Consider the following 22,105-nt stretch of genomic DNA (forward strand, 5'->3'; position numbering starts at 1 on the left):
TCTCATGCTTTGCTGAAGCTTTAAGTCAGAATTTCGGTTGGCTGCGGCACGCAGAGAACCGCCGCCAACCGTGCGTAAAGAAGGGTGATGCGCGCCGCCGGGAACAGCGGCGGCGCGCATGCCAGGCACATCGTTACTCGATGTGCCCGGTTTCCTGCAGAAGCTCTTCCTGGAACTTCGCAATGGCATCCAGCGTCGTCTTGGCGTCCTGCTGGCCGGTGATGGCCTTGTCGAACTCCGCCTGCTGCTGCACCAGAAGCTCGAAGAATTCCGGAATGTGCCAGATGTCTTTTTGATTGTTCAGAGACGTGCCGAAGGCATGATTCCAGGGCCGGAAGGAGTTATAGGAGGCATCCTCGTAAACCGACTTCAGGCCGCTCTGACCGCCGGCTTTGGCGAAGGCCACCTGGGTCTCCGGCGACAGCCACCACTTCACGAATTCCAGCGCTTCCATGTTGGTGGTTTCATCGTTCCAGGTCATCAGCACGAAAGGCTGACCGCCGATGTTGTAGGTTCTGTCGATGCTGCCGTCGGCCTTTTTCAGACCTGCCGCCATGGCGAAGTCGACCTTGTCGGAGACCTTGGAGGTGTTGGCGTCGATGGAGCTTTCTGCGAAACCAATCCAGTTGATCATGTAGGCGACCTTGCCTTCACGGAACAACTCATCCTGCTTGAAGATATCCATGGTGCCGGTCTTAACCACCGGCGGCATGTACTGCAGCAGCGAGAGATAATGCTCGAAGCCTTTCACGGCCTCCGGCGAATTGACCACGCCCTCGGCTTTGCCCGTGGGCGCCTTGGTCTCGTCCCAGATATCACCGCCATGCTGCCAGATCATGCTGGCGATCTGCATGGTGGAGAAGTCATAGCCCTTACCGGCCTGATAGGCGATCCCGTAGAAATCGTCATCCAGCGCCTTGCCGCTCAGGGTTTCGCCCTTCTTGCGGCCGAAGAACTCGCCGAACTTCTGGACCATGTCCCAGTCTGCGTTGTTCATCTCCTCCGGTGTACAGGGCAGATCCGCATTGTACTTCGCCTTGAATGCGGCAGCCTCACTCTCGTCGCAGAAGACGTCGGTACGGTAGTAGGCCACCAGCACGTCGGGCATCTGCGGGAAGCCATAGTAGTTCTCGGACTTATGCGGATAGGTCGAGTAGGCATCCACCAGGGCCGGGTTCAGATCCTGCATGATCTGTTGAAGCTCGGGATCGGCATCGATGGCGTCGTTGAGTTTCTGGTAGTAGCCGCCTTCGATGAAGGCACCGAGCCACTGACTGTCGGAAACCGCCATGCTGTAGCGTTTCTCACCCGATGTGAGGGAACCGGACAGCCGGGTGTAGTAATCGGGCCAGGGAATGAAGTCGGGTTCCAAAGTGACATTGTTACCGCTCTTGGCTTTGTAACTCTTGTCGAAAAGATCCTTCATGATCCGGGTCGGGGGCCAGTCCGGCACAGCCATGCGCAGGACCACATCCTCGCCGAAGGCCGGCGCCGCCGACATCAGTCCGGCTGACAGAACTGCAACCGCAGCGGAACCGCCAGCGGCAGCTCTCAGGGTTTTCACGTATTTCATCACTCTTCCTCCCACATTTATTGTTTTGTTTTCATTCTTCCCCGCGCTTTTCGGCGGGGTCTCTCGGATCGCAACTCCTAGGTAATATGCTGTTCGGATTGAGCGTCGAAGACATGAACCCGCGCCGGATCGAAATCGAACGAAAGCTCGGCACCCGGCTGCAACGCCAGGGCATCTGCCTCCCGCACGACGACCTTCAGGCGCTGGTCCGCGGCATCGATGTCCACAATGGTAATGTCGCCGAGCGGCTCCAGCATGTGCACACGGCCGGATATGCCGCCCGGCGCTCCCCCATTAATGCGGATGTCAGCGGGACGAATCCCCACCTTTAAGTCCCGCGCCCCCGGGGGGAGATTGATGTCCGGCAGCGCGAAACTGCCGAAAGGAACTTCGATCGACCTGCCGTCACTGCCCAGGCTGGCGCCCATGACGTTCATGGTCGGCGAGCCGATTTTCTGGGCGACGTAAAGGTCTTTCGGAGTCAGATAGAGTTCGTCCGGTGTGCCGGTCTGCACCACGTGACCCTCGCGGATCACCGCGATCTCTTCGCCCATGGAAAGGGCTTCCAGTTCGTCCGGCGTCGCATAGATGATCGTGATCCCGAACTGCCGGTGCAGGCGCTTGATCTCGGTGCGCATGTCATCGCGCAGCTTGGCATCGAGGTTGGTCAGCGGCTCGTCCAGCAACAGAATATCAGGTCGCCGGATCAGGGAGCGGCCCAGCGCGACGCGCTGCTGCTCGCCGCCTGAGAGAGTCTCGGGCTTGTTCTCCAGGCGGTGGCCGAGCTTTAAAATCTCCGCGATCTCGCCAATCCGCTGGGCGATCTCAGCCGTGCTGACACCCGCCTCCTTCAAGGGATAGGCAAAGTTCTCGCGGACCGTCAGATGGGGATAGAGCGCGAAGGACTGGAACACCATGGAGACGTTCCGCCCCGCAATCGGCGCCCGGGTGAAATCCCGGCCGTTGATCTCGAGCCGACCTTCCTGAGGCCGCTCCAGACCCGCGATCGTCCGCAGAGCCGTGGTCTTGCCGACGGAACTGGGGCCGAAGACGACAAAAAGCCGGCCCCGCTCGACCTCGAAGGACATCCTGTCCAGCGCGACAACGTTTCCGAAGCGTTTGGTGACGGACTCAAGGCGGACTGCTACGTCCGCTGATCCCGCCGTCATGCCTCAATCCCTCTGAAGCGAAGCTGGCAGCTCATTCCGCAGCGACCTGGCCGACTTCAGCCGCCGCTGCGGGATCCTTGTGGAAAGAACCGTCCTTCATGATCCCGGTCAGGTTATCCGCGTTCTGCAGAAGGGTGACATCCTTGGAGGGGTCGCCATCCACAAGCAGCAGGTCAGCCAGATAACCCTCCTTCACCAGCCCGACATCCATGTCCATCAGCTCACCCCCGAGCTTGGTGGCCGCGGAAATAGCCTCCAGAGGCGTGAAGTCGAGTAGCTTGACGAAGTGGTCCAGGTCACGCGCGTTGGTGCCGATCGGATTCCAGGCGAAGCCGTAGTCGCCGCCGGGCAAGATCCGAAGGCCGCGCTTTTTCAGCTTCTTCATATTATCGACGCAGCTTTCCAGCTCCCGCGCGAAGTAGATGGCCACCGGGGTATCTTTTGTGACACCCCAGGCTGCCCCCTCACCCATGGAGGTCGCATACATGATGCCGACCGCCGGTCCGACGAAGATGTTGTCCTTGCGGGCCTCGAGCATATCGAGGGCTTCTTCGTCCGCGAGGGTCGCGTGATAGACGATATCGACACCGTTGCGCGCGCACATCTTGACGCTTTCCGCGGAGCGGGCATGGCCGGCGACCATCTTGCCGCGCGAGCGCCCGACTTCGCAGACCGCCGCGACTTCGGCTTCGTTCATGACCGTTTGATGGGCGCGGGCGAAGGGAATGAACTCGTCGCCCGAGGGATTGATTTTCAGGGTGTCCACACCTTCCCGGCACATTTCCCGCGCGGTGCGCAGAAACTCGTCCGCACCGTCACAACAGATCGCAAAGGTCTCGCGGTACATATGGGCCCGGCGGACATCGCCAAGACCACCGGTCACGGTGAGCTCCGGGCTGGCCGCGCGCAGACGCGGTCCGGGAATGTCGCCGTCATCGATAGCGTTGCGGATCACCACGTCCAGGCGTGCCTTGGCAGCCGCAGCACTGAAGATTGCCGTGAAGCCCTGATCGAGCATCTTCTTGGCATACTTCATGGTCAGGAGCGTGTGTTCTTCCGGAGGAATGTCGCCGAGCCCCTCCAGGTTCGGCGTATCGCAGAAGCTGATATGACCGTGTGATTCGATCAGACCCGGCATCAGGGTCTTGCCACCGCCGTCGATCAGACGCGCGCCATCCCGTGGCAGGGATTCGCCGTCGCGGGCGATTTTCTTGATACGGTTGCCTTCGATCAGGACTTCGGCGGGAAAGGCAGCGGCACCAGATCCATCGATGACCTGGACGTTACTGAACAGAGTCGTACTCAAGATACTTCCTCCCATGTCTGCGGGCGATTCCGGAGCACTTGACCGCGCTCTCCGCCGCCTCGCTATTTTTACCGTTCTAACCGCACGCTTCCGGTGCCTGGAAGCACCACGGTTTTCACGCCAGAACAATGTATACATTAATCCTATCAGCTTTCGGCGGTGATTTCTCCTTTTTCCTTGCGGGAATCCGCAGATGCTGGACTAAAGACCTATTTTACGGCTTAGAATCAGTGGCTTGGCGGTGGTGTTATTTATGAACTTCACGCCGTCGCCGATTGTTGCCGAAATGCGATCAGTTCGCCGGATCGACAAAGGTCGTGCGGTACAGCAGGCGCCGCGAGCCATCGTAATCGTTGACTGCGTAGTGCAGGGTCGTGCGGTTATCCCAGATCGCGACGGTGCCCGGGGTCCAGTGCAAGCGGCAGCAGAACTCCGGCCGGGTGCAATGCTTGTAAAGGGCGTCGAAAACCGGTGCGCTCTCGGCCTCGGTCATGCCGTCCAGGCGGGTCGTATAGATCGGATTGAAGAAGAGCGCCTTGCGGCCGCTGTGTGGGTGGATCATGACAGCGGGATGGCGCGTCTCTTCGTCCGCTTCGGGATTGTCGCGCGACATCTGGATGGAGCTGCGCAGCGCAACCGGTGTCGGATACTTCACGCCGTAGGGCTTGCCGATATGGATGGCATCACGGCCGTCGACAATCTTGCGCAGATCGGCCGGCAAGGCATCGTAAGCCGCCACCTGGTTGGCCCAAAGCGTGTCGCCGCCGATTTCCGGGACCTCCACCGCATTGAGGACGGAGCCCGATGGCGGTTGCTTGAGAAAGCTGAAGTCCGAATGCCAGTTGCCGCCGAAGACGCCCACGTTACGCTCACTGGCTTCCTTCAGAACGGCAATCACCTCCGGCTCGCCGTCCATGGAGGCAACGTAAGGCAGACGCATGATATCGCCAAAAACCGCCGTCAGGCGTTTCTGCGCGGGAATGTCGAGATTCTGTTCCCGGAAGACCAGCATCTGATGCTCCCACAAAGCAGAGCGCAGTTGCTCGGCAAGCGAACCGGAAATCGGCTGCTTAAGATCAGGACCGGTGACTTCAGCGCCGACCGCCGGTGTCAAAGGCTTCACATCAAACATCGTGCGCAACATTCCCCGCTTAATCACTGTTCCCCGTTCAGTCAGGCCAGTATCCTGGCTGTCTTCATAAAGTCGAGCGTGTGCTCCAGGTCAACCACGCCTGCGTCGGAGCCCAAGCCCGTTGCAACCAGTCCCGAAGTAGCCGTTCCGAGCCTGCAGGCCTCTTCCAGATCGTATCCCATGGAAAGACCGGCGATAAAGCCACCGCAATAGCTGTCGCCGCAGCCGGTGGTGTCGGAGACCTGCACTTCGAACGCGGGCACGACGAAGTCGCCGTCGGCGGTACTGATGTAGGAGCCTTTCTCGCCCCATTTAAAAATACAGGCCGCTGCGCCCATATCCTTGAAGAACCGCGCGGCCTCTGCCGGCTCGGATAGCCCGGAGAGAAAAGCCGCCTCCTCGAAGGAGGGCATGAAGTAGTCGACGTGTGGCAGCAGGTCCTTCAGCAATCCGACCGTCTGCGCGTTGGGTGCAATGAGATCGAAGGTCGTGGTCAGGCCGCGCGCCTTGGCATGGGCAAGCAGCTTCGCGCTTTGGCTCTCACTTTGGCCCCGATCCATGGCATCGAGAAGGCCCGTTCCGCCGTGGTGCAGGAACCTGGCATCACAGACCGCGTCGAACTGGTCCTCGGTGATGAAAAGCTTGTCCGAAGCGCCCCGGCAGTGCAACGCGGGCCGGTCGCCGTTGGGCCGGATGGTCAGTATCGTCGCGGACGTCAAAGCTTCGTCAGTGCGCTGGATGAGTGAGAGATCGATGCCCATGCGCCGATAGAAGTCGTAGACAAAGTCACCCTTCTCATCATTCCCGAGACAGGCCGCAGTCGAGCAGGAAATCCCAAGCTTGGCGGCATTCATCACCGCACCGGAGGCCGTGCCTGCCGGGTTCATCCTGATCTCATCGATAAAGGCGACGCCGCCGCCTTCGGGGATGGTCTCCACCGGGCGGCCCGCAATATCCAGAATGGTCAGTCCGACGAAGACCGCATCGAATTTTGCCACTGTGTTTCTCCCCCGTCTCATTTTACGAACAGCGCGCAACGGTTTCAAAGCCCACGCCGTTATCTTCTGTTTCGGCCATGGTAAGGCCGCGAATGACTTTGGCAAGCCCCCGAAAATTACAGCTTTCTGACGGAAGCTGAAGTCCCGCAGATGACCTTCAGTGCAATTGCGCAGGGCTTCAGGTTCCCCTAGCCTTCTCCAATCGACAGCAGTTCCGCGGAGACTTTGCATGCCCCATCTGTCGCCTGAAGACATCGCCCGGTACCGCAAGGACGGCTATCTGGTGCCACGGTTTCGCCTGTCCCAAGAACGCATTGCCGGGCTGCGTGCAACCCTGGACGAGCTGATTGAAGCCAACCCGGACGTGCGCCCGGAAAAGCTGGTCAGCGCCCATATAGAAGGTAAGAATGCAGAGGGTGTGCGTGGCAGTGCGGCCTTTTTGGAGCTCGCCCGCGAGCCGGAGATTCTCGACATGGTCTCCGATCTTATCGGTGAGGATATCATCCTCTGGGGCTGCCAGATTTTCTGCAAGCCGGGACGCACCGGCTTTGAAACGCCCTGGCACCAGGACGGTCACTACTGGCCGATCCGGCCGCTTGCGACCTGTACGGTCTGGGTCGCACTGGATCCTTCGACCCGGGCGAACGGCTGTCTGCGCGTCATCCCCGGATCCCACGGTACCGGCGCCCTCTTCCCGCATCTGCATGAGACGCGCGAGGATATCGTTCTGAGCGACCGCACAGCCGAGGATGCCTTCGATGCGGGAACCGCTGTGGACCTGGAGCTGGAACCCGGTGAAATGTCCCTGCATGACGTCTTCATGATTCATGGCGCCGACGCCAACGTCTCTGCGCAGCGGCGCGCCGGGGTCGCGATCCGTTACATGCCCGCCACCTCGGTTTTCGAACGTGATCTGAGGCCGCTTGACGGAAAAAGCGGTATTCCGGTCAACTTCGCCACCCGCCCCCTTTGGTTGCTGCGCGGCGAAGACCGCACAGGCCGCAACGATTTCGCCATCGGCCACAGCAGCAAATAGCGTAGAAAAAAGTGACTGCGGACGTCCCGGATCCAAACCCGAAGCTCAACATAATCTTCGAATAATCTTTTATAAATCAGACCTCTATCTAAGAACCGGCGTGAGCTTCATCAAATCACCTTGACTTATGATTATAATAGTTATATCTATTTTGATCATAACAGAGGCAAACCCAATGAAACCGACGAAACAACTCTCAGACTACCCCCAACCCTCGGTCGCGATCGATCTGGCGATCCTAACGGTTGCGCAGGGCGGTTTGCAGGTTCTGCTGATGCGGCGCAACGACGCCGAAGAGGTTGGCGGTCTCTGGGCTTTGCCTGGCGGATTTGTTCATGCCGACAAGACGCTGGACGAGACTGTCTTGCGTGTCATGAAGGAGAAGGCCGGTCTATACGAGGCGCATCTGGAACAGCTTGGAACCTATGGTGCGCTGGAGCGTGACCCGCGCGGACGCGTCATCAGCGTCGTCTATTTCGCTCTGACACCGCTCCAAAAGCTCGTCGCCGTCAGCAACGGACGGGATGATTTGCTGCTCGCGCGGATCGAAGTGCCCTGGCGCGGGGAGGAAGGTGGTCCCGCCGATGCCCTCTCCCCGGACGGCGAGAAACTGCAACTCGCCTTCGATCACGAAGAGCTGCTCGGCGACGTGGTCAAGCGCCTGCGCGGCAAACTGGATTACACACCCATCGGCTTTGCGCTGCTGGAGCGGCATTTCACGCTGCGGGATGCACAAGAAATTCACGAGGCGATCCTGGGCCGGTCCCTGACCAAGCCCGCCTTTCGCCGCAAACTGCTCGACCGCGGACTGATCCGCGCAACGGGCAAATTCGAAACGGGAGGCGCATACCGCCCCGCCGAACTTTACGAACTCAAGTAGGCAATGCGAACTCAAGTAGAAAAGCGAGAATGCAAAATGGCACAGATCAAAAAGTACCCCCTGCTCAGTCAGCTGCGGTCCGAAGCCTCCAGCTACGTCCAATACTTCCGCAAGGGAAAGACAGTGCGCGCCGGGCGTGGCCTGTCGTTCTGGTTCGACCCGACCGGCGCGTCCATCAGCGAGATCCCCATGGACGACCGGGAACTAAACTTCATGATCAAGGGCCAATCCTCGGACTATCAGGACCTGGCGGTCCAGGGCGTCGTCTCTTGGCGTGTCGTCGATGCACAGCGCCTTGGTGAACGCGTGGACTTCTCTATCGACCTGAAGAGCGGACGCTCCGCCGGAAAGCCTCAGGATCAGATCAGGTCCGTGCTGAACGGCCTGGTGCGAGAGTTCGCCGATACGCACCTGAAGAAATACGGTGTCCGCGAACTGCTGGAGAAAGGCCTTGCGCCCCTGCAGGCGGCCATCAACGCGGGTTTCACCGAAGATCCGACCCTCACCTCCATGGGGCTCGAGATTGTCAGCGTCCGCGTGGCGGCCCTGACCCCAAGCTCCGAATTGTCGCGCGCGCTGCAGGCGCCGACCTTCGAAAGCCTGCAGCAGAAGGCGGATGAAGCGACCTTCAGCCGCCGGGCGCTGGCCGTCGAAAAGGAACGCGCCATTGCCGAAAACGAGTTGAACAATCAGGTCGAGCTAGCCGCGCGGCGGAAAGAGCTGATCGCCCGCGAGGACGCCAACGCCCGCTCCGAAGCCGAGGCCCTGGCCGCGGCATCGAGGATCACGGTCGAGGCTGACGCCGAGGCCAAGATCGTCACCGCGGAAGCAGAGGCCCGGCGGATCCGCTCGGTTGAACAGGCGGCTGCCGATATGGAGACCGCCCGCATGTCCGCCTACGGCTCGGTGCCTCCGGCTGTTCTCTACGCCCTGGCAGCCCAGGAGTTTGCCGGCAAGCTGGAACGGATCGACAGCCTGACGGTCAGCCCGGACATGCTGGCCGGCATCATGAACCAGATAAAGAGCCTGGTCGGATCGACGGAGGCGCAAGGATAACATGAGCAGTCTCAACCCCCGCGTGGTTCTGATCACACGTCAGACCGAATATGCCAGCCTCCTGGCCGCGCATGCCACGCGGGGCCAGGCAGCATTTTTCCTGCAAAGCCGTGGTCAGAACATCGAGGAAGTCGAAGCCCGTGACCGGATCGAAGCCGAGGCAATCACGGGCGCCAAGCGCAGCATTCCAAGCGACTGGTCCTTTGCCCAGGTTTTACGCGACGATCTGAATCGCTTCCTCTTCTTTCCCAACGATATCATCGTCGCCATCGGACAGGACGGCCTGGTCGCGAACCTGGCAAAGTATCTCGACGGTCAGGCGGTGATCGGTATCAGCCCCGACCCGGCACGAACCGAGGGAGTCCTGACGCCAAATCCGGTTGATCTGCTCGGCGAACTGCTTCCCGCCGTTGCCCATCAGGAAGTGGGATTTCAGAAGCGCGCAATGGTCCGGGCCCGCCTGGGCGAGGGCGATGAGCTGACCGCCCTGAACGAGCTCTTTATCGGTCACCGGTCGCATCAGTCGGCGCGTTACGTGGTAAATTACGCCGGCGCCGAGGAGTTTCAGTCCTCTTCCGGCATGATCGTCGCAACCGGCACCGGCATGACCGGCTGGGCAAAATCCATCATGACCGCGACCCATCACAGCATCGAGATCGGACCTGAAGAACCGCGCGCGGCTTTCTTCGCACGCGAACCTTGGCCGAGCCGGATCTCAGGGTGTGAAATCTCGGCGGGAGAGATTCAGAAGGACACGAGCCTGCGCATTCTCTCACGCATCAACGAAGGCGGCGTGATCTTTGCCGACGGGATCGAACAGGACTTCCTCGCCTTCAACTGGGGCGTCGAGGCCGAGATCGGTATCTCGCAGAAACAGTTGAGGATGGTGCTGCCTTGACCATCCCGTTGTCAGCCCTCTTGCCGCCCCTGCTGATGATCTCCATATCCGCAGAGTTGCAACCATCACGCAGACAGGGGAAACGCGGGTGAAGAAACGCAAAGGTCAATGTCTCTGCGGCAACGTCCGGTACGAGGTCGCGGGAAAACCTACCTTTCCCCACCTCTGTTCCTGCCGGATGTGCCAGCTTTGGTCCGGCGCCCCGAGCGTTGCCTGGGTCGAATTCCCCATTGACCAGATCGAATGGACCGGTCCAGCTGGCGAACCCGCGTTTTATCAGTCATCGGAAAAGACTCAGCGCGGATTCTGCCGGAACTGCGGCAGCACGATCTGCGCAATCGACGAAGGCTACGACAAGATATCCCTGACGATGACCTCACTGGAGGCCCCCTCGGCGATCGTTCCGGGGAAACAGCACAGCTTCGCGAGAGAAGCACCGTCCTGGTGGTCGGTCGCAGTCAAGCGGCAACCGACCACCCGGATGTGAGGCGCTATATCTCCATCACCACGCGGCCTTCAATCTTTCCGGCCTCCATACGCTCGAAGATGGCGTTGATGTTATCCAGACTGTCCATTGAATAGTGGGAGGCGACCTTGCCCTCGGCGGCAAACTGCAGAGCCTCGGTGAGATCGTTGCGCGTCCCGACAATGGAACCACGGACGGTCTTGCGCGAAAGAACCACATCGAAGATCGGCAGCTCAAAACCGCCCGGCGGCAAACCGACCAGGCTCATAGTCCCGCCCCGGCCCAGCAGGCCGAGTGCCAGAGGGAAGGAATCCCGCGATACAGCCGTCACCAGCGCACCCTCGACACCGCCACCTTTCTGAACCTCGTCCACCACATCCTGCTCCGCCGCGTTAAAGACCTGATCCGCGCCCGATTTCTTGGCTAACTGTAACTTGTCCTCTGCGATATCGACGGCGATAACATGAAAGCCCATGGCCTTGGCGTACTGAACGGCCAGGTGGCCCAGGCCGCCGACGCCAACGACGGCAACGGTCTGGCCCGGCTTCGCCTCGGTTTCCTTCAGGCCTTTGTATACGGTTACGCCGGCGCAGAGGATCGGCGCCGAGGGCGCAAACTCCAAACCGTCGGGGATCAATCCAAGATAACCCGGGTCGGCGAGAACATATTCGGCAAATCCGCCATTCACACCGTAGCCGGTATTCTGCTGCTCGGCGCAAAGGGTTTCCCATCCGCCGACGCAATGGCGGCAATGACCGCAGGCGGAATGAAGCCAGGGCACGCCCACCCGGTCGCCTTCCTTCAGCCAGGACACGCCCTTGCCGATTTCCGCCACCACACCGACGCCCTCATGTCCGGGGATAAACGGAGCCGAGGGTTTGACCGGCCAGTCTCCCTGTGCGGCGTGCAGATCGGTATGACATACGCCGCAGGCCTCGACCTTCACGACAACGGCTCCGTCGCGGACGTCAGGCTTCTCGACTTCCATAATTTCCAGTGGCTGTCCCAGTTCCGTGACGACAGCGGCTTTCATGGTACCTGGCATGCTTGGCTCCCTGTTGGACAAGAGGTTTTGAACACGCCCACCCACGCCGAGGTGGTGTGTCAGCACATGTCTGACTCCTTTCCCCGCCCGTGTCGTTGATCCAAATCGCCAAGCGATATCATAGCGTTTACTTGACAGAAAACGATGTGACGCAGCGCAAGAGACAGACCCTAGGTAGTAGGTGGTGCACAATCCACAGCTGTCCAGCCGAACATCGCATTTTCAACGAAATTTGTTGACGGGCGACCCGTCCACTCGATTTTTTTCACAAGAGACGCGGACGAGAGAACTGGCGCGCGGGATCCGCTGGGGGGCGTTTAGGAGGAAATCTGATTGCGGCCGCGCAGACTAGGACGACCGAAACTCAGGCCGCATCTGCAAGAGGCAGGGAAATTCTGAAGGTGGTCCCGACACCGACTTCAGACTCAACCGATAGCCTGCCGCCATGCTTTTCCTCAATGATCGAACGCGAAATGGCCAGCCCCTGGCCCGTGCCGACGCCAGGTGCCTTGGTGGTGAAAAAGAGATCAAAGATACGCTCGATCTTGTCTTCAGGAATCCCGTTGCCGTTATCGACGATCGAGATCTGAGCCTCGTCGTCTTCCCGCCTGGCGGCAATGCGGATCAGTCCGGCCCGAACCTCTTCGGCTTCCTCGATCGCCTGCGCCGCATTGACGACCATGTTGATCAGGACCTGACTGAGATCACCCGGGAAACACGGCACCTGACCGAGTTGATCGTCAGTATCACAACGGATTTCGGCGCAGTACTTCCACTGGTTTTTCGAGACCGTCACGACGTTTTCGATCAGGGACGAGAGATCGTAAAGCGTCTTTTCGCCATTGTCCCCGTGCGACAAGGCCTTTACGGAAGAAACGATCCGGCTGACCGCCTGCACGCCATCCGTCGCTTCCTGCAAGGCGCGCGGCACCTCCTCGGACAGGTACTCCCAATCCATCTCCTCCAGCGCCGTCTCGAGATCGCCCTTGCCGGCACGAAGGTCCAACAAGGCCTGGTTCAGATCGCAGAAGGACTCCCGGGCAAACTTCACATTGTCGCCGACATACTGGATTGGCGTATTGATCTCATGGGCGATGCCGCTGGCCAGGGTTCCCAGGGATTCCATCTTCTGGCTTTGCATCACCTCCATCTCGAGATGCCGGTTCCGCTCGACCGCATCGAAGAGCTCGGTAATGTCGGTTTCGACCACGACGACACCACCGTTCGACATCTGGCGCCGCGAATTCATCAGAACGCGGCCGTCCAGCGTGCGGCTTTGCCATTGCATGTCTTCCGTGATGCCGGCCCCCGCCGAGGGCGCGGCCGATTCCAAAAGGGCATTCAAGGACTCACCGTCGTCGTCCGCGGGCTCCAACTGTTCCGACAGCAGACAAGAGAGCTCGACGAAACTCTGCGGCATGTTTCCATTGGCGGTGATATCAGGATAGGTTTCTTTGAAAGCTTCGTTGACGAACTCGATCCTGTCCCGGGCATCCACGATCACAACGGACTGATCCATGCTGTTCATGGCATCGCGCATGACCGTCTCCGCGTGCTCACGCTCCGCCTCGGCTTTCCGCCGGGCCTCCTCGGCCTCTTTGGCGAATTCGGCCAGAGCTCTGGACATGCGGTTGAAGCTGTTGCTGGTGTCCGCCAGTTCATCACGGCCAGTGACCCGCAACTGATAACCGAAATCCCCCTGGGCGACACGTTTCGCGCCTTTGCGTAAAAGCGCCAACTGCTTGGTCAGCACGGTGCCTAAAAGCAACCCGAAAACGGCCACCAGCAGGATCTCCATCGCGGCGATCGACAGCATCCAACGGGTCGCATCACCAAGAGTGGTCTCGATGGTCGCGGTCGAGAGGCCGATCTCGACTCTGCCGAAGTCCTTTCCAGCGGAGACGATCGGCGCGGAAACATCCAGACGCATGTCGTTCGACGTCGTTTCGATGGAATCGTCCTCCAAGAAGTCCGCTTCCAGCGCGCCGCTGTCTCCGCCTTGCGCCACAACCAGTCCGTTGGCGTTGCGAACTCTGACATAGAGGATGTCGTCATTCTGAAGAGTTTGACCGACGAGGGCATCCAGGGTCGCCAGGTCCAGCGAGAGCAGTGCGTCGCTGGTCATGGTCGAGAACAAACGCGCGGTAACCTGCGAGCGCTCGAGGAGTTGTGCCTCGTTCGAGCTTCGCAGGTAATGAAGACCGCTGATCACCAGTATCGCCAGCAGAACACACTCGATCGCCGCGATACCGAGGACTGTTTTTAGCCGGAATGACATTGCAGGGATTCGTTCGAAACGATCTGGGTGTGGTTCTGTGTTAGCTGCAGGGCACGAATGTCATCCCAATCCGCGTTGGCCGCCTGTACGAAGCCTTTCATCCCCAGGGGCTGGAGGGTCTGGGCATCATTCGCCGCAACCTGCTGCATCGCCTCGAAGAGAGCTTCGGACTGTGCCCCATTCATCCGCGAACTCACCGCGAAGGCATGTGGCGTATAGCCGTCGGTGCGATAGACGATCTTCAACTGATCCCGAATGTCGGCGGGAACATTGTTGAAGGTCCGCATGACACCGCCCCCCGCGGGCATCAGGCCTGCCGCAACCGCCCGGTAGACGGAGTCATGCGACTTGACGTAATTCGGCGAGATGTCGATCCCCCGTGCCTTCAGTTCCGCACGGGGAATAACACTTGCGCCAAAGGCGGCAGGCGACGGAAAGGCAACCGCATTGCCCGAGAGATGCTCCAGATTTTCAAGAGACGCATCCTTGCGGGCGACCAGGATACCCCGAAGCCGCTTGTCACGAACGCGCGCTATTGCCTGGTATCCGGCAAGGTCGTGAAAAACCGTGTAATGATAGGGATTCATGTAGGCGATGTCATAGGCACCCTTGGCAAGGCAGGCTTCAAAGGTCGGGATGTCTTTTGCCGTCGCAAACTCGATGCGATAGCCGCTGACGTCGCTCAAGCGCTCCATAAAGGGCACCCAGGCCTGCGCCAGTCGCGAAGCCGATTGCTGTGGCACGATCCCGAATACAAAGCTTTCCCGGCTGTCGGCGGCCGCAGTCCCGACAGTCGAAAGGGTGATTTGCAGGACGGCCGCAATAAGCAAATAAAATCGCATAGGGTGAATAGAAAGCGGAATAATTCTCGCTTTTGAAAAAACTCGTTGCATTTTTGATCTCCAATATTGCGGGCCAACTCACCCTTCCATGCACCTTTGCTTCAGAAATCTAAATCACACTACCACTATATTTGCAGTGAATTTATTAACACTGAGGCTTTATTCTCTACGCAAGAGCATGCCGTTTTCTTCGGATTTAGGTCATCCCCATTTGAGGGGGATTGCCGGCGGCCCGTGCAAAAGACCTTTGGATTTAGGGTTTCTTAGAAAAGCCGGCCTATGAAACTGCCCATGCACAAGGATAAACCGGTCATTCTCTTCGTTGACGACGAAGCTGCAGTTCTGAGCTCATTGTCCCGCCAGCTCCGCCATCAGCGCGACCGTTGGTGCCTTGAATTCGAGAGCTCACCGAAGACCGCGCTGCAAAAAGCGCAGGAACTGGATATCGATGTCGTCGTTTCGGACATGCAGATGCCCGGCATGAACGGGCTCGAGCTGATTGCCGCCATGCGGCGTTTCTCTCCCGAAGCCGCCTATATCATGCTGACAGGCAGCTCAGATCTCTCCACAGCCGTCGGCGCAATTAACGATGCCAGTGTTTTCCGCTTTTACACGAAGCCCTGTCCGGCCGAACTTCTGGAGGAAGGCATCGAGGCAGGCCTCGCAGCCAGGGTGACGGCACAGGGTCCGGCTGAGATACAAAAGACGCCCGAGACACGAGAAACGGCCGAGATACGAGACAGCGATCTCTCTGATATTAATAACACTATTGGCATGGCGGCACTTGACCACCTCTCGCTCAGTGTGATCGTTGTCGACCCGGCCGCACGGGTTCTTCTGACCAACAAAAGTGGTGGTGCACTCCTCTCCAGAAGCGATGGCCTGAGCATGAGCGCCGGCGAGATTTGCCGGGCCTCGACGACATCGGAGTCCGAAAAGCTGCACCAACTCATCCAGATGGCAGCCGCCGACCCACAGGAAAACGAACAGGGTTCGTTTGTGGTCTCCCTCCAACGCCCCTCGCAGAAACGCGCCTACTCTGTGCTCGCTATTCCGATCGCGGCACCAGGTTCCGAACAGGCGCAAGAATCCTGCAATCCGCTTGTCGCGCTCTATGTCTCCGATCCGGAGAACCAACCCTTGCCGTCAGCCGAGGCGATCTCGCGGCTCTTCGGGCTGACCCGCGCCGAGGCACGTATTGTTCATGAGCTGGTTAAGGGCGCTTCGATGGACGAAGCAGCCGAGAACGCAGGTGTCACCGTAAGCACGGCACGCACCTACCTGAAGCAGGCTTTCAGCAAGACGGACACCAAGCGACAGGCGGAATTGGTTAAGCTTGTCCTCACCTACCCGCGGCTCTCATCATAAGCGGGGCTGCCCCGGAGCCTATAGCCCGCTGGACCAAAACGCAGTTCACGCCCTTGAGTGGAACGATCAAGGGCGCGAATTGCCGTCTCACGGTGTGAGATGAGTCTGATGGGGTTTTCTGGGCCCTGGAGGGAGGCTCAGGCTTTTAACCGCAGCACGGCCAAAAGCTATCAGACTCGCGGAAAACCTATTGTCGGTTTGGAAAAGCCACCACATTCGCATGCGAGATCTGGGGCGGTACCTCTACGGACGCCGCGGGGATCACAATCCGTACGTTTGTGCCCTCGTCCAGGCAGCTATCGAGGTCAATGCGGCCACCCTGCAAATTCGCCAGGGCCCGAGCCAGGGGAAGTCCCATGCCAATCCCGCCAAAGGCGCCATCATAAACGTCGGCTTCCTTGGCAAAGGGCTGCATGACGCGGTCCAACCACTCCGGCTCGATTCCGACCCCTTTATCAGCGACCAGGACCGTGAGCAGGCCAGCCTCATCAACGGAGAACTCCAGCAGCACTGCGCCCTCATGGTGACTGAATTTAACGGCGTTCGACAAGAGATTGCCCACGCACACGGACAAAGCCTGTGCATCGATGAAGAGTTCGACATCATCCTCGGGTTCATCTACATAGAGATGGATCGCTTTTTGATCACACTCCGGCCGGATACGCTCAATGCAATCGGTCGCGAAGTCGCGCAGTGATACGGGCCGCCGATCGAGTGTGTACTGCCCTGACTGCACTGCCCCATAGTCCATCAGACTGTTCACGATCTCACTGAGATTCGTACCACTTTCGCGGATCGTCGAGACGTAGTCACGGCTCCGACCGTCATCATCCAACTGCTGCTCAAGGATCTCAGCGAAACCGATAATGTGGTTGAGCGGTGTCCGGAGCTCGTGGCTCATGGTCGAAAAGAGATCAGAGGTCTGCTTCATGGTTTCGTTCGCCCGCTTCGACGCATCCAGCATGTCGCGCTGGCGCAGGGACATCAAAACACCGTCCTCCACCGCTTTGCTCAGTTGGTCGCCCGTGCAGGGTTTGCGAATAAAACGGAAGACTTCGGCCTGATTGACGGCATCGACGGCAATGTCCGGTTCGGTGCTGCCCGTCAGCATGATCCTGGTCGCCAGAGGCGCACTGATTTTCAGGGTTTCCAGGAAATCGAGGCCATTCACGCCCGGCATGTGCATGTCGCTGACCACCACGCTGAAAGGCTCTGATGCCTCAATCTTCTTCATGGCGTCCGTGACCGACGTGGCCAGTGCTACGTCGAACTTACGCGAGAGGCGGCGGCTCATGGCAAACAGGATATGCGGTTCGTCATCCACAAGCAGGACTTTTTGTTTGCTGGCCATCTCTGTGTCTCCTCGTCAACAGCTTCACGAAACCGGGTCGTCCGTGTTCATGGCCAGGAGCATGATCGCAACAAACTTTCGGCGCAGTCCTCAAATGGGGGGAGATTTAATAAAATTCGTCATTAATCTCATTGGAAGACAAAAATAGTTGAAAACAAAACAAAAAGAATAATAAACCCGCTAAAACACACAACCATTAGTATGTTTCGTTAACAGTTATTACAAGAGATCATTATAAAATATCACACTAAACTCAATTATGTTTACAGTGACTTGGAGAGATGAACATGAAAGGTGTTGTATTTACCGAGTTCCTCGAAATGGTGGACGATAAGTTTTCACCGGAAATCGCGGAACGAATCATAGACAATGCCGATTTGGCCTCCAACGGCGCTTACACGGCGGTCGGCACTTACGACCACACCGAACTCGTAAAACTGGTCGTCAACCTGGCCGCGGAAACCGGCGCCGAAGTACCGGATCTCGTGCGCACCTTCGGTGAGCATTTCTTTCATCGTCTCGTCGCGATCTATCCACACTTCGTCAATGACGACCAGGACGTCTTCGCCTTTCTCGAGAGTGTCGAAAATTACATTCACATCGAAGTCCGCAAACTCTACCCCGATGCAGATCTGCCCTCGGTGAAGACGGAACGGCCCGGAGATGGCCAACTCGTCGTGACCTACGAGTCAAAACGCTGCCTCGCCGACGCGGCACACGGCCTGATCCTGGGCTGTCTCGACCATTTCAAGGTGAAGGACAAGGTCAGCATCGATCGACAGGACGAGAGTGAGGGCAAAGGCAGCCGGGTCCGCTTTAATCTCTCAAAGGCTGCATAAAACCATGGATATCGGGACGCTTGAAAAGCGGCTGGCGCGCGAAAAGGCCGCAAGATCTGAAGCTGAAGCCCTCCTGGAGGCGAAGAGCCGCGAGCTGTATCTCTCCAACAAAGAGCTTCTCAAGGCCTCCCAGACTCTTATCGGCCAGTCGCAGCAACTCAATGCCATCTTCGACCAAGCCCTGACGGTCATTCTACTGACCGATGGCGATGGCAAGATCCAGCGGGCGAACCGTTCGGCGGAAATGACCTTCGGCCGCGAGCCGGGCGAGCTTAAATCGACGAACCTATACGATTTGCTCGATCAGAGTTCGCGTGAAGCCGCCGTTGCACTGGAGCGCCAGCGCGATCCGGCAAAGAAGTTCATGACTGTTGGCGATATGCAGGAAATGGTGGGGCTTCGCGCCGACGGAACGCCTTTTCCTCTCGAACTTGCGGTATCCGTCTTCGAACTGGAAGGAAAGCGACATGGCGTATGGATCAGCCGCGATATCACTGCGCGCAAGGAGGCCCAGGAGAAACAGCTGCGTCTGGAGCAAGAGTTACGACAGTCGCAGAAGCTCGAATCTCTTGGCACGCTCGCGAGTGGCATTGCCCACGAGATCAACACGCCGATCCAGTACATCAACGACAACGCGCACTTCCTTAAGGAATCCTTCTCGGATCTGATGTCCGTTCTTCAGGCATACGACGTTCTGCTGCAAAAAGCCGACACCGACGATCAGTATAAGGAGCAAACAGGTGCGGTCCGGGCCAATGCCGAGGCGGCGGATGTCGATTTCCTTAAGGAGGAGATTCCGAGTTCGATCGATCAAACCCTCGATGGCATTGAGCGCATCAGCAAAATCGTGACGGCGGTGAAAGAGTTTTCCCACCCCGGCACCACCGAGATGACGGCGATCGACCTCAACCAGGCGATCGAAACGACACTCTCGGTCACCCGGAACGAGTGGAAATATGTTGCCGAAACAACGACGGACTTCGATGCCGGCTTGCCTATGGTTCCCTGCCTGCCGGGCGACATCAATCAGGTGATCATGAACCTGATCGTCAACGCGGCCCACGCCATCGAGAGCAAAGGCGGGGAAAGTCTGGGCAAGATTGCCATCAAGACGAGCCATTCCGATAGTCAGGTGACGATCGCGATCACCGACAACGGCTGCGGAATCCCGGAAGCCAACCAGGGGCAGATCTTCGATCCCTTTTTCACGACGAAGGGGGTTGGAAAAGGCACGGGCCAGGGTCTTTCGATCGCCTTTAACATCGTGTCTCAGAAACATGATGGAACACTCTCCTTCACCACCGAAGAAGGCGTCGGCACCACCTTCACAATCACCCTGCCGGCAGTACGAACCCCAGAAGTAAAGGAGGCCGTATAGATGTCCGCACGTGTTATTTTTGTCGACGATGAACCAAACATCCTGCGGGGACTGCAACGAACCTTTCGCCGCTTGCGCAATGAGTGGGACATGGACTTCCTGGACGGTGGAGAGGCGGCGTTAAGCCATCTGAGTGAAAATCCCGTGGACGTCATCGTCTCGGATATGCGCATGCCCGGCGTGGACGGCGCTCAGTTAATGACGGAGGCAGCGCGGACGCACCCGGAGAGTCTACGCATCATTCTCTCCGGCGAAGCAGACCGGGAAATGACATTCCGCACCGTCGGTGTCAGTCATCAGTTCCTGCCCAAACCTTGCAACACGGACAGTCTCTGCGAAAAAATCCAACGAAGTCTTGCCGCGAAGAGCAAGCTGCCCCGCGCTGATCTCCAACTTGCCGTCTCGGGCACAGCGTGTCTGCCGGTTTCGGAGGAGGCTCTGCAAAGCTTGAAAGTCGCTGTGGAAGGCGACTCCAGCTCGCTCGAGGACGCGGCGGACATCTTTGCATCGGAACCGGGTTTAGCCGCAAAGATCCTCCAACTGGCCAACTCGGCCTACTTCGGGATCGGACAGTCGGTGAACAGCCCCGCAGAAGCCGTCAGACTGTTGGGTATCGATATTATCAGACCCTTGGTGGACAAGGGTTGCTTTCAGCCCATGTCGGCAACACCGGCGCTGAACAGCGCCGTTTTCGGTAACACGCTCGCGCAGGCCAAAACCATGGCCACGCTGGCGCAGAAAGCGGCTTCCGAAGCGCAGGCGTCTCCCGCGGAGATCGAACTGGCAAGAGTTGCAGGTTTACTGCACAACATCGGCCGCCTGGTCATCTGCACCAATTTTCCGAACTGCTACACTGGTCTTGAAAGCGGCGGCGCGGTCGACCCGGCGGCTCTGAGCCAGCAAGAAGACCAGGCCTTTAACTGCACGCAGGATGATGTCGGAGGATATCTTGCCCTCCTTTGGGGGCTTCCCGACCCTGTCAGCTCGGCCATAGCCTATCAAACGACACCCGGCACTGCGCCCGATCCGCGGGATACCGTGCTGCTTGCTCTTCAGGCTGCCAGACAAGCCGGGGGCGATGGCCGAAAGGAAGCGGCGGCGTGAACTCTATCGAGCCGAACAGGCCGGTGAAGCCAACAGGATAGACCCATGAATGCACGTGTCCTATTTGTCGATGATGACCCTCAGATTTTAAGCGCTTTTAAGCGCAACCTGCGGAAACGGTTCGACCTGCAAACAGCGGAAGGACCTGCTGCGGGACTAAAGGCGATTGAAGAGGATGGCGAGTTCGCGGTTGTGGTGAGCGATCAGCAGATGCCGGAAATGGACGGCATCACTTTCCTGAGGCAGGTTAAAGGCAAAAACCCACTCACCGTTAGAATGATGCTGACCGGCAACGCAGATCAGCAGACCGCCATGGAAGCCGTGAACGAAGGTCATATCTTCCGCTTCATGACCAAACCCTGCGCCCCGGACGACCTTGCCAAGGCGGTGGAGGCCGCTCAGGAGCAGTACAGGCTGGTCACCGCAGAACGGGACCTTCTGGAACAGACTTTGGCCGGCAGCGTCAAAGTGCTGGTAGACGTCCTGTCCCTGCACAACCCCGAGGCCTTCAAGCAGACGGCACGGATCCGAAGTTGGGCAAGAGCGATTGCGAAACCGCTTAAATTGACCGATCCCTGGACGCTCAACATGTCGATCATGCTCTCTTCGATCGGCGAAATCACCCTCCCCGCGGAACTCGCCGGCAAACGGCGAAAGGGCGAGGCACTTACGGAGGTCGAGAAAGGCCTGGTCTCGCGTTCACCCGAAGTCGCACGCGATCTGATCACCAATATTCCGCGCCTGGGGCCGGTCGCCACCGCCGTTTATTATCAGGCCGCCGGGTTTGACGGCAGCGGCTTTCCGGGCGACGGGGTTTCAGGCGAAGACTTGCCGAAGGAAGCCAGGGTGCTGCGGGTCTTGATCGACCTGGCTGCCGCCAGCAATGCGGACCTGCCGCCCGCATCGGTCTTCGATGCGATGGCAAAGAACAGCGCGCAATATGATCCGGAAATCCTGGCCCTGGCGCGTGCACGCCTGACGCCGCCGGATGAAACGCCGGAAACCGAAGACGCACCTGAGGTTCATGAAGTGCCCGTCCGCCTGCTGCGCGACGTTCACAAACTGCACGAGGACGTCGTGACGGAATCGGAAACCGTCCTTATCGCCGCAGGACACAGACTGACCCGTGCCATGATCAAGAAGATCCAAAACTATCACCAAGTTCACAAAATCAAGGAACCGCTGATGGTGATCGAAGTTCACGATGACGAGGATGCATTGATCGACGCCTGACTGTAGAAGATCTTTTCTCCAACCTGCTCATACCAAAAACTTCCCTTTCAACGGCTCACCTGGCCGAGATCGATACAGCCTTTTGGCGAAAACAAATCCACCAGAACAACGAAACGTTTGGTGCCGGAAAAAATCTGTGTACAATTGGAAGAC

At 58.7% G+C, this 22,105-nt stretch carries 19 protein-coding genes; 10 read left to right on the forward strand and 9 right to left on the reverse strand.

All coding sequences use genetic code 11. The annotated features are described in order from the left end of the window. Positions 1 to 133: 133 nt before the first annotated feature. The 5 genes from FKG95_RS18030 to FKG95_RS18050 form a co-directional block, all read right to left on the reverse strand. Complete coding sequence (locus FKG95_RS18030) at positions 134 to 1,573, reverse strand: extracellular solute-binding protein (protein WP_142897794.1); 1,440 nt, start codon at positions 1,571 to 1,573, stop codon at positions 134 to 136. A 77-nt stretch (positions 1,574 to 1,650) separates the two neighbouring features. Further along, positions 1,651 to 2,742: an ABC transporter ATP-binding protein gene (locus FKG95_RS18035; RefSeq protein WP_142897795.1), complete on the reverse strand. Its 1,092-nt coding sequence runs from the start codon at positions 2,740 to 2,742 to the stop codon at positions 1,651 to 1,653. Between the two features lie 31 nt (positions 2,743 to 2,773). Then, the gene (locus tag FKG95_RS18040; RefSeq protein WP_246116818.1) at positions 2,774 to 4,048 is read right to left on the reverse strand and encodes a metal-dependent hydrolase family protein; all 1,275 of its coding nucleotides are present in this window, start codon (positions 4,046 to 4,048) and stop codon (positions 2,774 to 2,776) included. A gap of 292 nt (positions 4,049 to 4,340) precedes the next feature. Continuing rightward, entirely contained in the window at positions 4,341 to 5,180 is an 840-nt protein-coding gene (locus tag FKG95_RS18045; RefSeq protein WP_179954159.1) for a TauD/TfdA dioxygenase family protein, read from the reverse strand. A gap of 41 nt (positions 5,181 to 5,221) precedes the next feature. Continuing rightward, positions 5,222 to 6,178, reverse strand: coding sequence for a carbohydrate kinase family protein (locus tag FKG95_RS18050; RefSeq protein ID WP_142897798.1), 957 nt, complete (start codon positions 6,176 to 6,178; stop codon positions 5,222 to 5,224). Between the two features lie 229 nt (positions 6,179 to 6,407). Here FKG95_RS18050 and FKG95_RS18055 point away from each other — a divergent pair, with 229 nt between their 5' ends. From FKG95_RS18055 to FKG95_RS18075, 5 genes are all read left to right on the forward strand, one after another. Next, positions 6,408 to 7,214, forward strand: a complete 807-nt coding sequence (locus tag FKG95_RS18055; RefSeq protein WP_142897799.1) for a phytanoyl-CoA dioxygenase family protein — start codon at positions 6,408 to 6,410, stop codon at positions 7,212 to 7,214. Positions 7,215 to 7,389: 175 nt separating this feature from the next. Beyond that, on the forward strand, positions 7,390 to 8,094 hold the full coding sequence (locus FKG95_RS18060) for an NUDIX hydrolase (protein ID WP_142897800.1): 705 nt from the start codon (positions 7,390 to 7,392) through the stop codon (positions 8,092 to 8,094). A 36-nt stretch (positions 8,095 to 8,130) separates the two neighbouring features. Beyond that, positions 8,131 to 9,150 (forward strand): SPFH domain-containing protein, encoded by a 1,020-nt coding sequence (locus FKG95_RS18065; RefSeq protein WP_142897801.1) that lies wholly within the window; start codon positions 8,131 to 8,133, stop codon positions 9,148 to 9,150. 1 nt (position 9,151) lies between these two features. Then, entirely contained in the window at positions 9,152 to 10,048 is an 897-nt protein-coding gene (locus tag FKG95_RS18070; protein WP_142897802.1) for a diacylglycerol kinase catalytic domain-containing protein, read from the forward strand. Positions 10,049 to 10,136: 88 nt separating this feature from the next. Further along, positions 10,137 to 10,535, forward strand: a complete 399-nt coding sequence (locus FKG95_RS18075) for a GFA family protein (RefSeq protein ID WP_142897803.1) — start codon at positions 10,137 to 10,139, stop codon at positions 10,533 to 10,535. Between the two features lie 4 nt (positions 10,536 to 10,539). On the opposite strand, the gene adhP is transcribed toward FKG95_RS18075, so the two are convergent. From adhP to FKG95_RS18090, 3 genes are all read right to left on the reverse strand, one after another. Next, positions 10,540 to 11,559 carry an alcohol dehydrogenase AdhP gene (gene adhP, locus FKG95_RS18080; RefSeq protein WP_142897804.1) on the reverse strand — a complete coding sequence of 340 codons (1,020 nt, stop codon included), beginning with the start codon at positions 11,557 to 11,559 and terminating at the stop codon, positions 10,540 to 10,542. Positions 11,560 to 11,923: 364 nt separating this feature from the next. Further along, positions 11,924 to 13,837: an ATP-binding protein gene (locus FKG95_RS18085; protein ID WP_142897805.1), complete on the reverse strand. Its 1,914-nt coding sequence runs from the start codon at positions 13,835 to 13,837 to the stop codon at positions 11,924 to 11,926. After that, on the reverse strand, positions 13,822 to 14,667 hold the full coding sequence (locus FKG95_RS18090; RefSeq protein ID WP_218940241.1) for a phosphate/phosphite/phosphonate ABC transporter substrate-binding protein: 846 nt from the start codon (positions 14,665 to 14,667) through the stop codon (positions 13,822 to 13,824). The genes FKG95_RS18085 and FKG95_RS18090 overlap by 16 nt, the downstream gene beginning before the upstream one ends. Before the next feature lie 291 nt (positions 14,668 to 14,958). Between FKG95_RS18090 and FKG95_RS18095 the strand changes: the two genes are divergently transcribed. Further along, positions 14,959 to 16,047, forward strand: coding sequence for a DNA-binding response regulator (locus tag FKG95_RS18095; protein WP_142897807.1), 1,089 nt, complete (start codon positions 14,959 to 14,961; stop codon positions 16,045 to 16,047). 187 nt (positions 16,048 to 16,234) lie between these two features. Here FKG95_RS18095 and FKG95_RS18100 read toward each other — a convergent pair whose 3' ends face one another. Next, a complete protein-coding gene (locus tag FKG95_RS18100; protein ID WP_142897808.1) occupies positions 16,235 to 17,398 on the reverse strand; it encodes a hybrid sensor histidine kinase/response regulator in 1,164 nt (387 codons plus the stop codon). Positions 17,399 to 17,685: 287 nt separating this feature from the next. Here FKG95_RS18100 and FKG95_RS18105 point away from each other — a divergent pair, with 287 nt between their 5' ends. Genes FKG95_RS18105 through FKG95_RS18120 form a run of 4 tightly spaced genes read left to right on the forward strand, consistent with a single transcriptional unit; the run spans position 17,686 to position 21,952 of the window. Further along, a complete protein-coding gene (locus tag FKG95_RS18105) occupies positions 17,686 to 18,237 on the forward strand; it encodes a heme NO-binding domain-containing protein (protein WP_142897809.1) in 552 nt (183 codons plus the stop codon). 4 nt (positions 18,238 to 18,241) lie between these two features. Continuing rightward, a complete protein-coding gene (locus FKG95_RS18110; protein WP_142897810.1) occupies positions 18,242 to 19,615 on the forward strand; it encodes a PAS domain-containing sensor histidine kinase in 1,374 nt (457 codons plus the stop codon). Next, complete coding sequence (locus FKG95_RS18115) at positions 19,616 to 20,719, forward strand: HDOD domain-containing protein (protein WP_142897811.1); 1,104 nt, start codon at positions 19,616 to 19,618, stop codon at positions 20,717 to 20,719. 45 nt (positions 20,720 to 20,764) lie between these two features. Next, a complete protein-coding gene (locus tag FKG95_RS18120; RefSeq protein ID WP_142897812.1) occupies positions 20,765 to 21,952 on the forward strand; it encodes an HD domain-containing phosphohydrolase in 1,188 nt (395 codons plus the stop codon). Positions 21,953 to 22,105: the final 153 nt, after the last annotated feature.

This window comes from Denitrobaculum tricleocarpae, from assembly GCF_007004665.1.
Taxonomy (GTDB): Bacteria; Pseudomonadota; Alphaproteobacteria; order Kiloniellales; family Kiloniellaceae; genus Denitrobaculum; species Denitrobaculum tricleocarpae.

Excerpts from the sequence above, each read along its gene's own strand:
- FKG95_RS18030 (WP_142897794.1), bottom strand. The coding sequence starts at position 1,573 with ATGAAATACGTGAAAACCCTGAGAGCTGCCGCTGGCGGTTCCGCTGCG.
- FKG95_RS18035 (WP_142897795.1), bottom strand. The coding sequence starts at position 2,742 with ATGACGGCGGGATCAGCGGACGTAGCAGTCCGCCTTGAGTCCGTCACC.
- FKG95_RS18045 (WP_179954159.1), bottom strand. The coding sequence starts at position 5,180 with ATGTTTGATGTGAAGCCTTTGACACCGGCGGTCGGCGCTGAAGTCACC.
- FKG95_RS18055 (WP_142897799.1), top strand. The coding sequence starts at position 6,408 with ATGCCCCATCTGTCGCCTGAAGACATCGCCCGGTACCGCAAGGACGGC.
- FKG95_RS18060 (WP_142897800.1), top strand. The coding sequence starts at position 7,390 with ATGAAACCGACGAAACAACTCTCAGACTACCCCCAACCCTCGGTCGCG.
- FKG95_RS18065 (WP_142897801.1), top strand. The coding sequence starts at position 8,131 with ATGGCACAGATCAAAAAGTACCCCCTGCTCAGTCAGCTGCGGTCCGAA.
- FKG95_RS18070 (WP_142897802.1), top strand. The coding sequence starts at position 9,152 with ATGAGCAGTCTCAACCCCCGCGTGGTTCTGATCACACGTCAGACCGAA.
- adhP (WP_142897804.1), bottom strand. The coding sequence starts at position 11,559 with ATGCCAGGTACCATGAAAGCCGCTGTCGTCACGGAACTGGGACAGCCA.
- FKG95_RS18085 (WP_142897805.1), bottom strand. The coding sequence starts at position 13,837 with ATGTCATTCCGGCTAAAAACAGTCCTCGGTATCGCGGCGATCGAGTGT.
- FKG95_RS18095 (WP_142897807.1), top strand. The coding sequence starts at position 14,959 with ATGAAACTGCCCATGCACAAGGATAAACCGGTCATTCTCTTCGTTGAC.
- FKG95_RS18100 (WP_142897808.1), bottom strand. The coding sequence starts at position 17,398 with ATGGCCAGCAAACAAAAAGTCCTGCTTGTGGATGACGAACCGCATATC.
- FKG95_RS18105 (WP_142897809.1), top strand. The coding sequence starts at position 17,686 with ATGAAAGGTGTTGTATTTACCGAGTTCCTCGAAATGGTGGACGATAAG.
- FKG95_RS18110 (WP_142897810.1), top strand. The coding sequence starts at position 18,242 with ATGGATATCGGGACGCTTGAAAAGCGGCTGGCGCGCGAAAAGGCCGCA.
- FKG95_RS18115 (WP_142897811.1), top strand. The coding sequence starts at position 19,616 with ATGTCCGCACGTGTTATTTTTGTCGACGATGAACCAAACATCCTGCGG.
- FKG95_RS18120 (WP_142897812.1), top strand. The coding sequence starts at position 20,765 with ATGAATGCACGTGTCCTATTTGTCGATGATGACCCTCAGATTTTAAGC.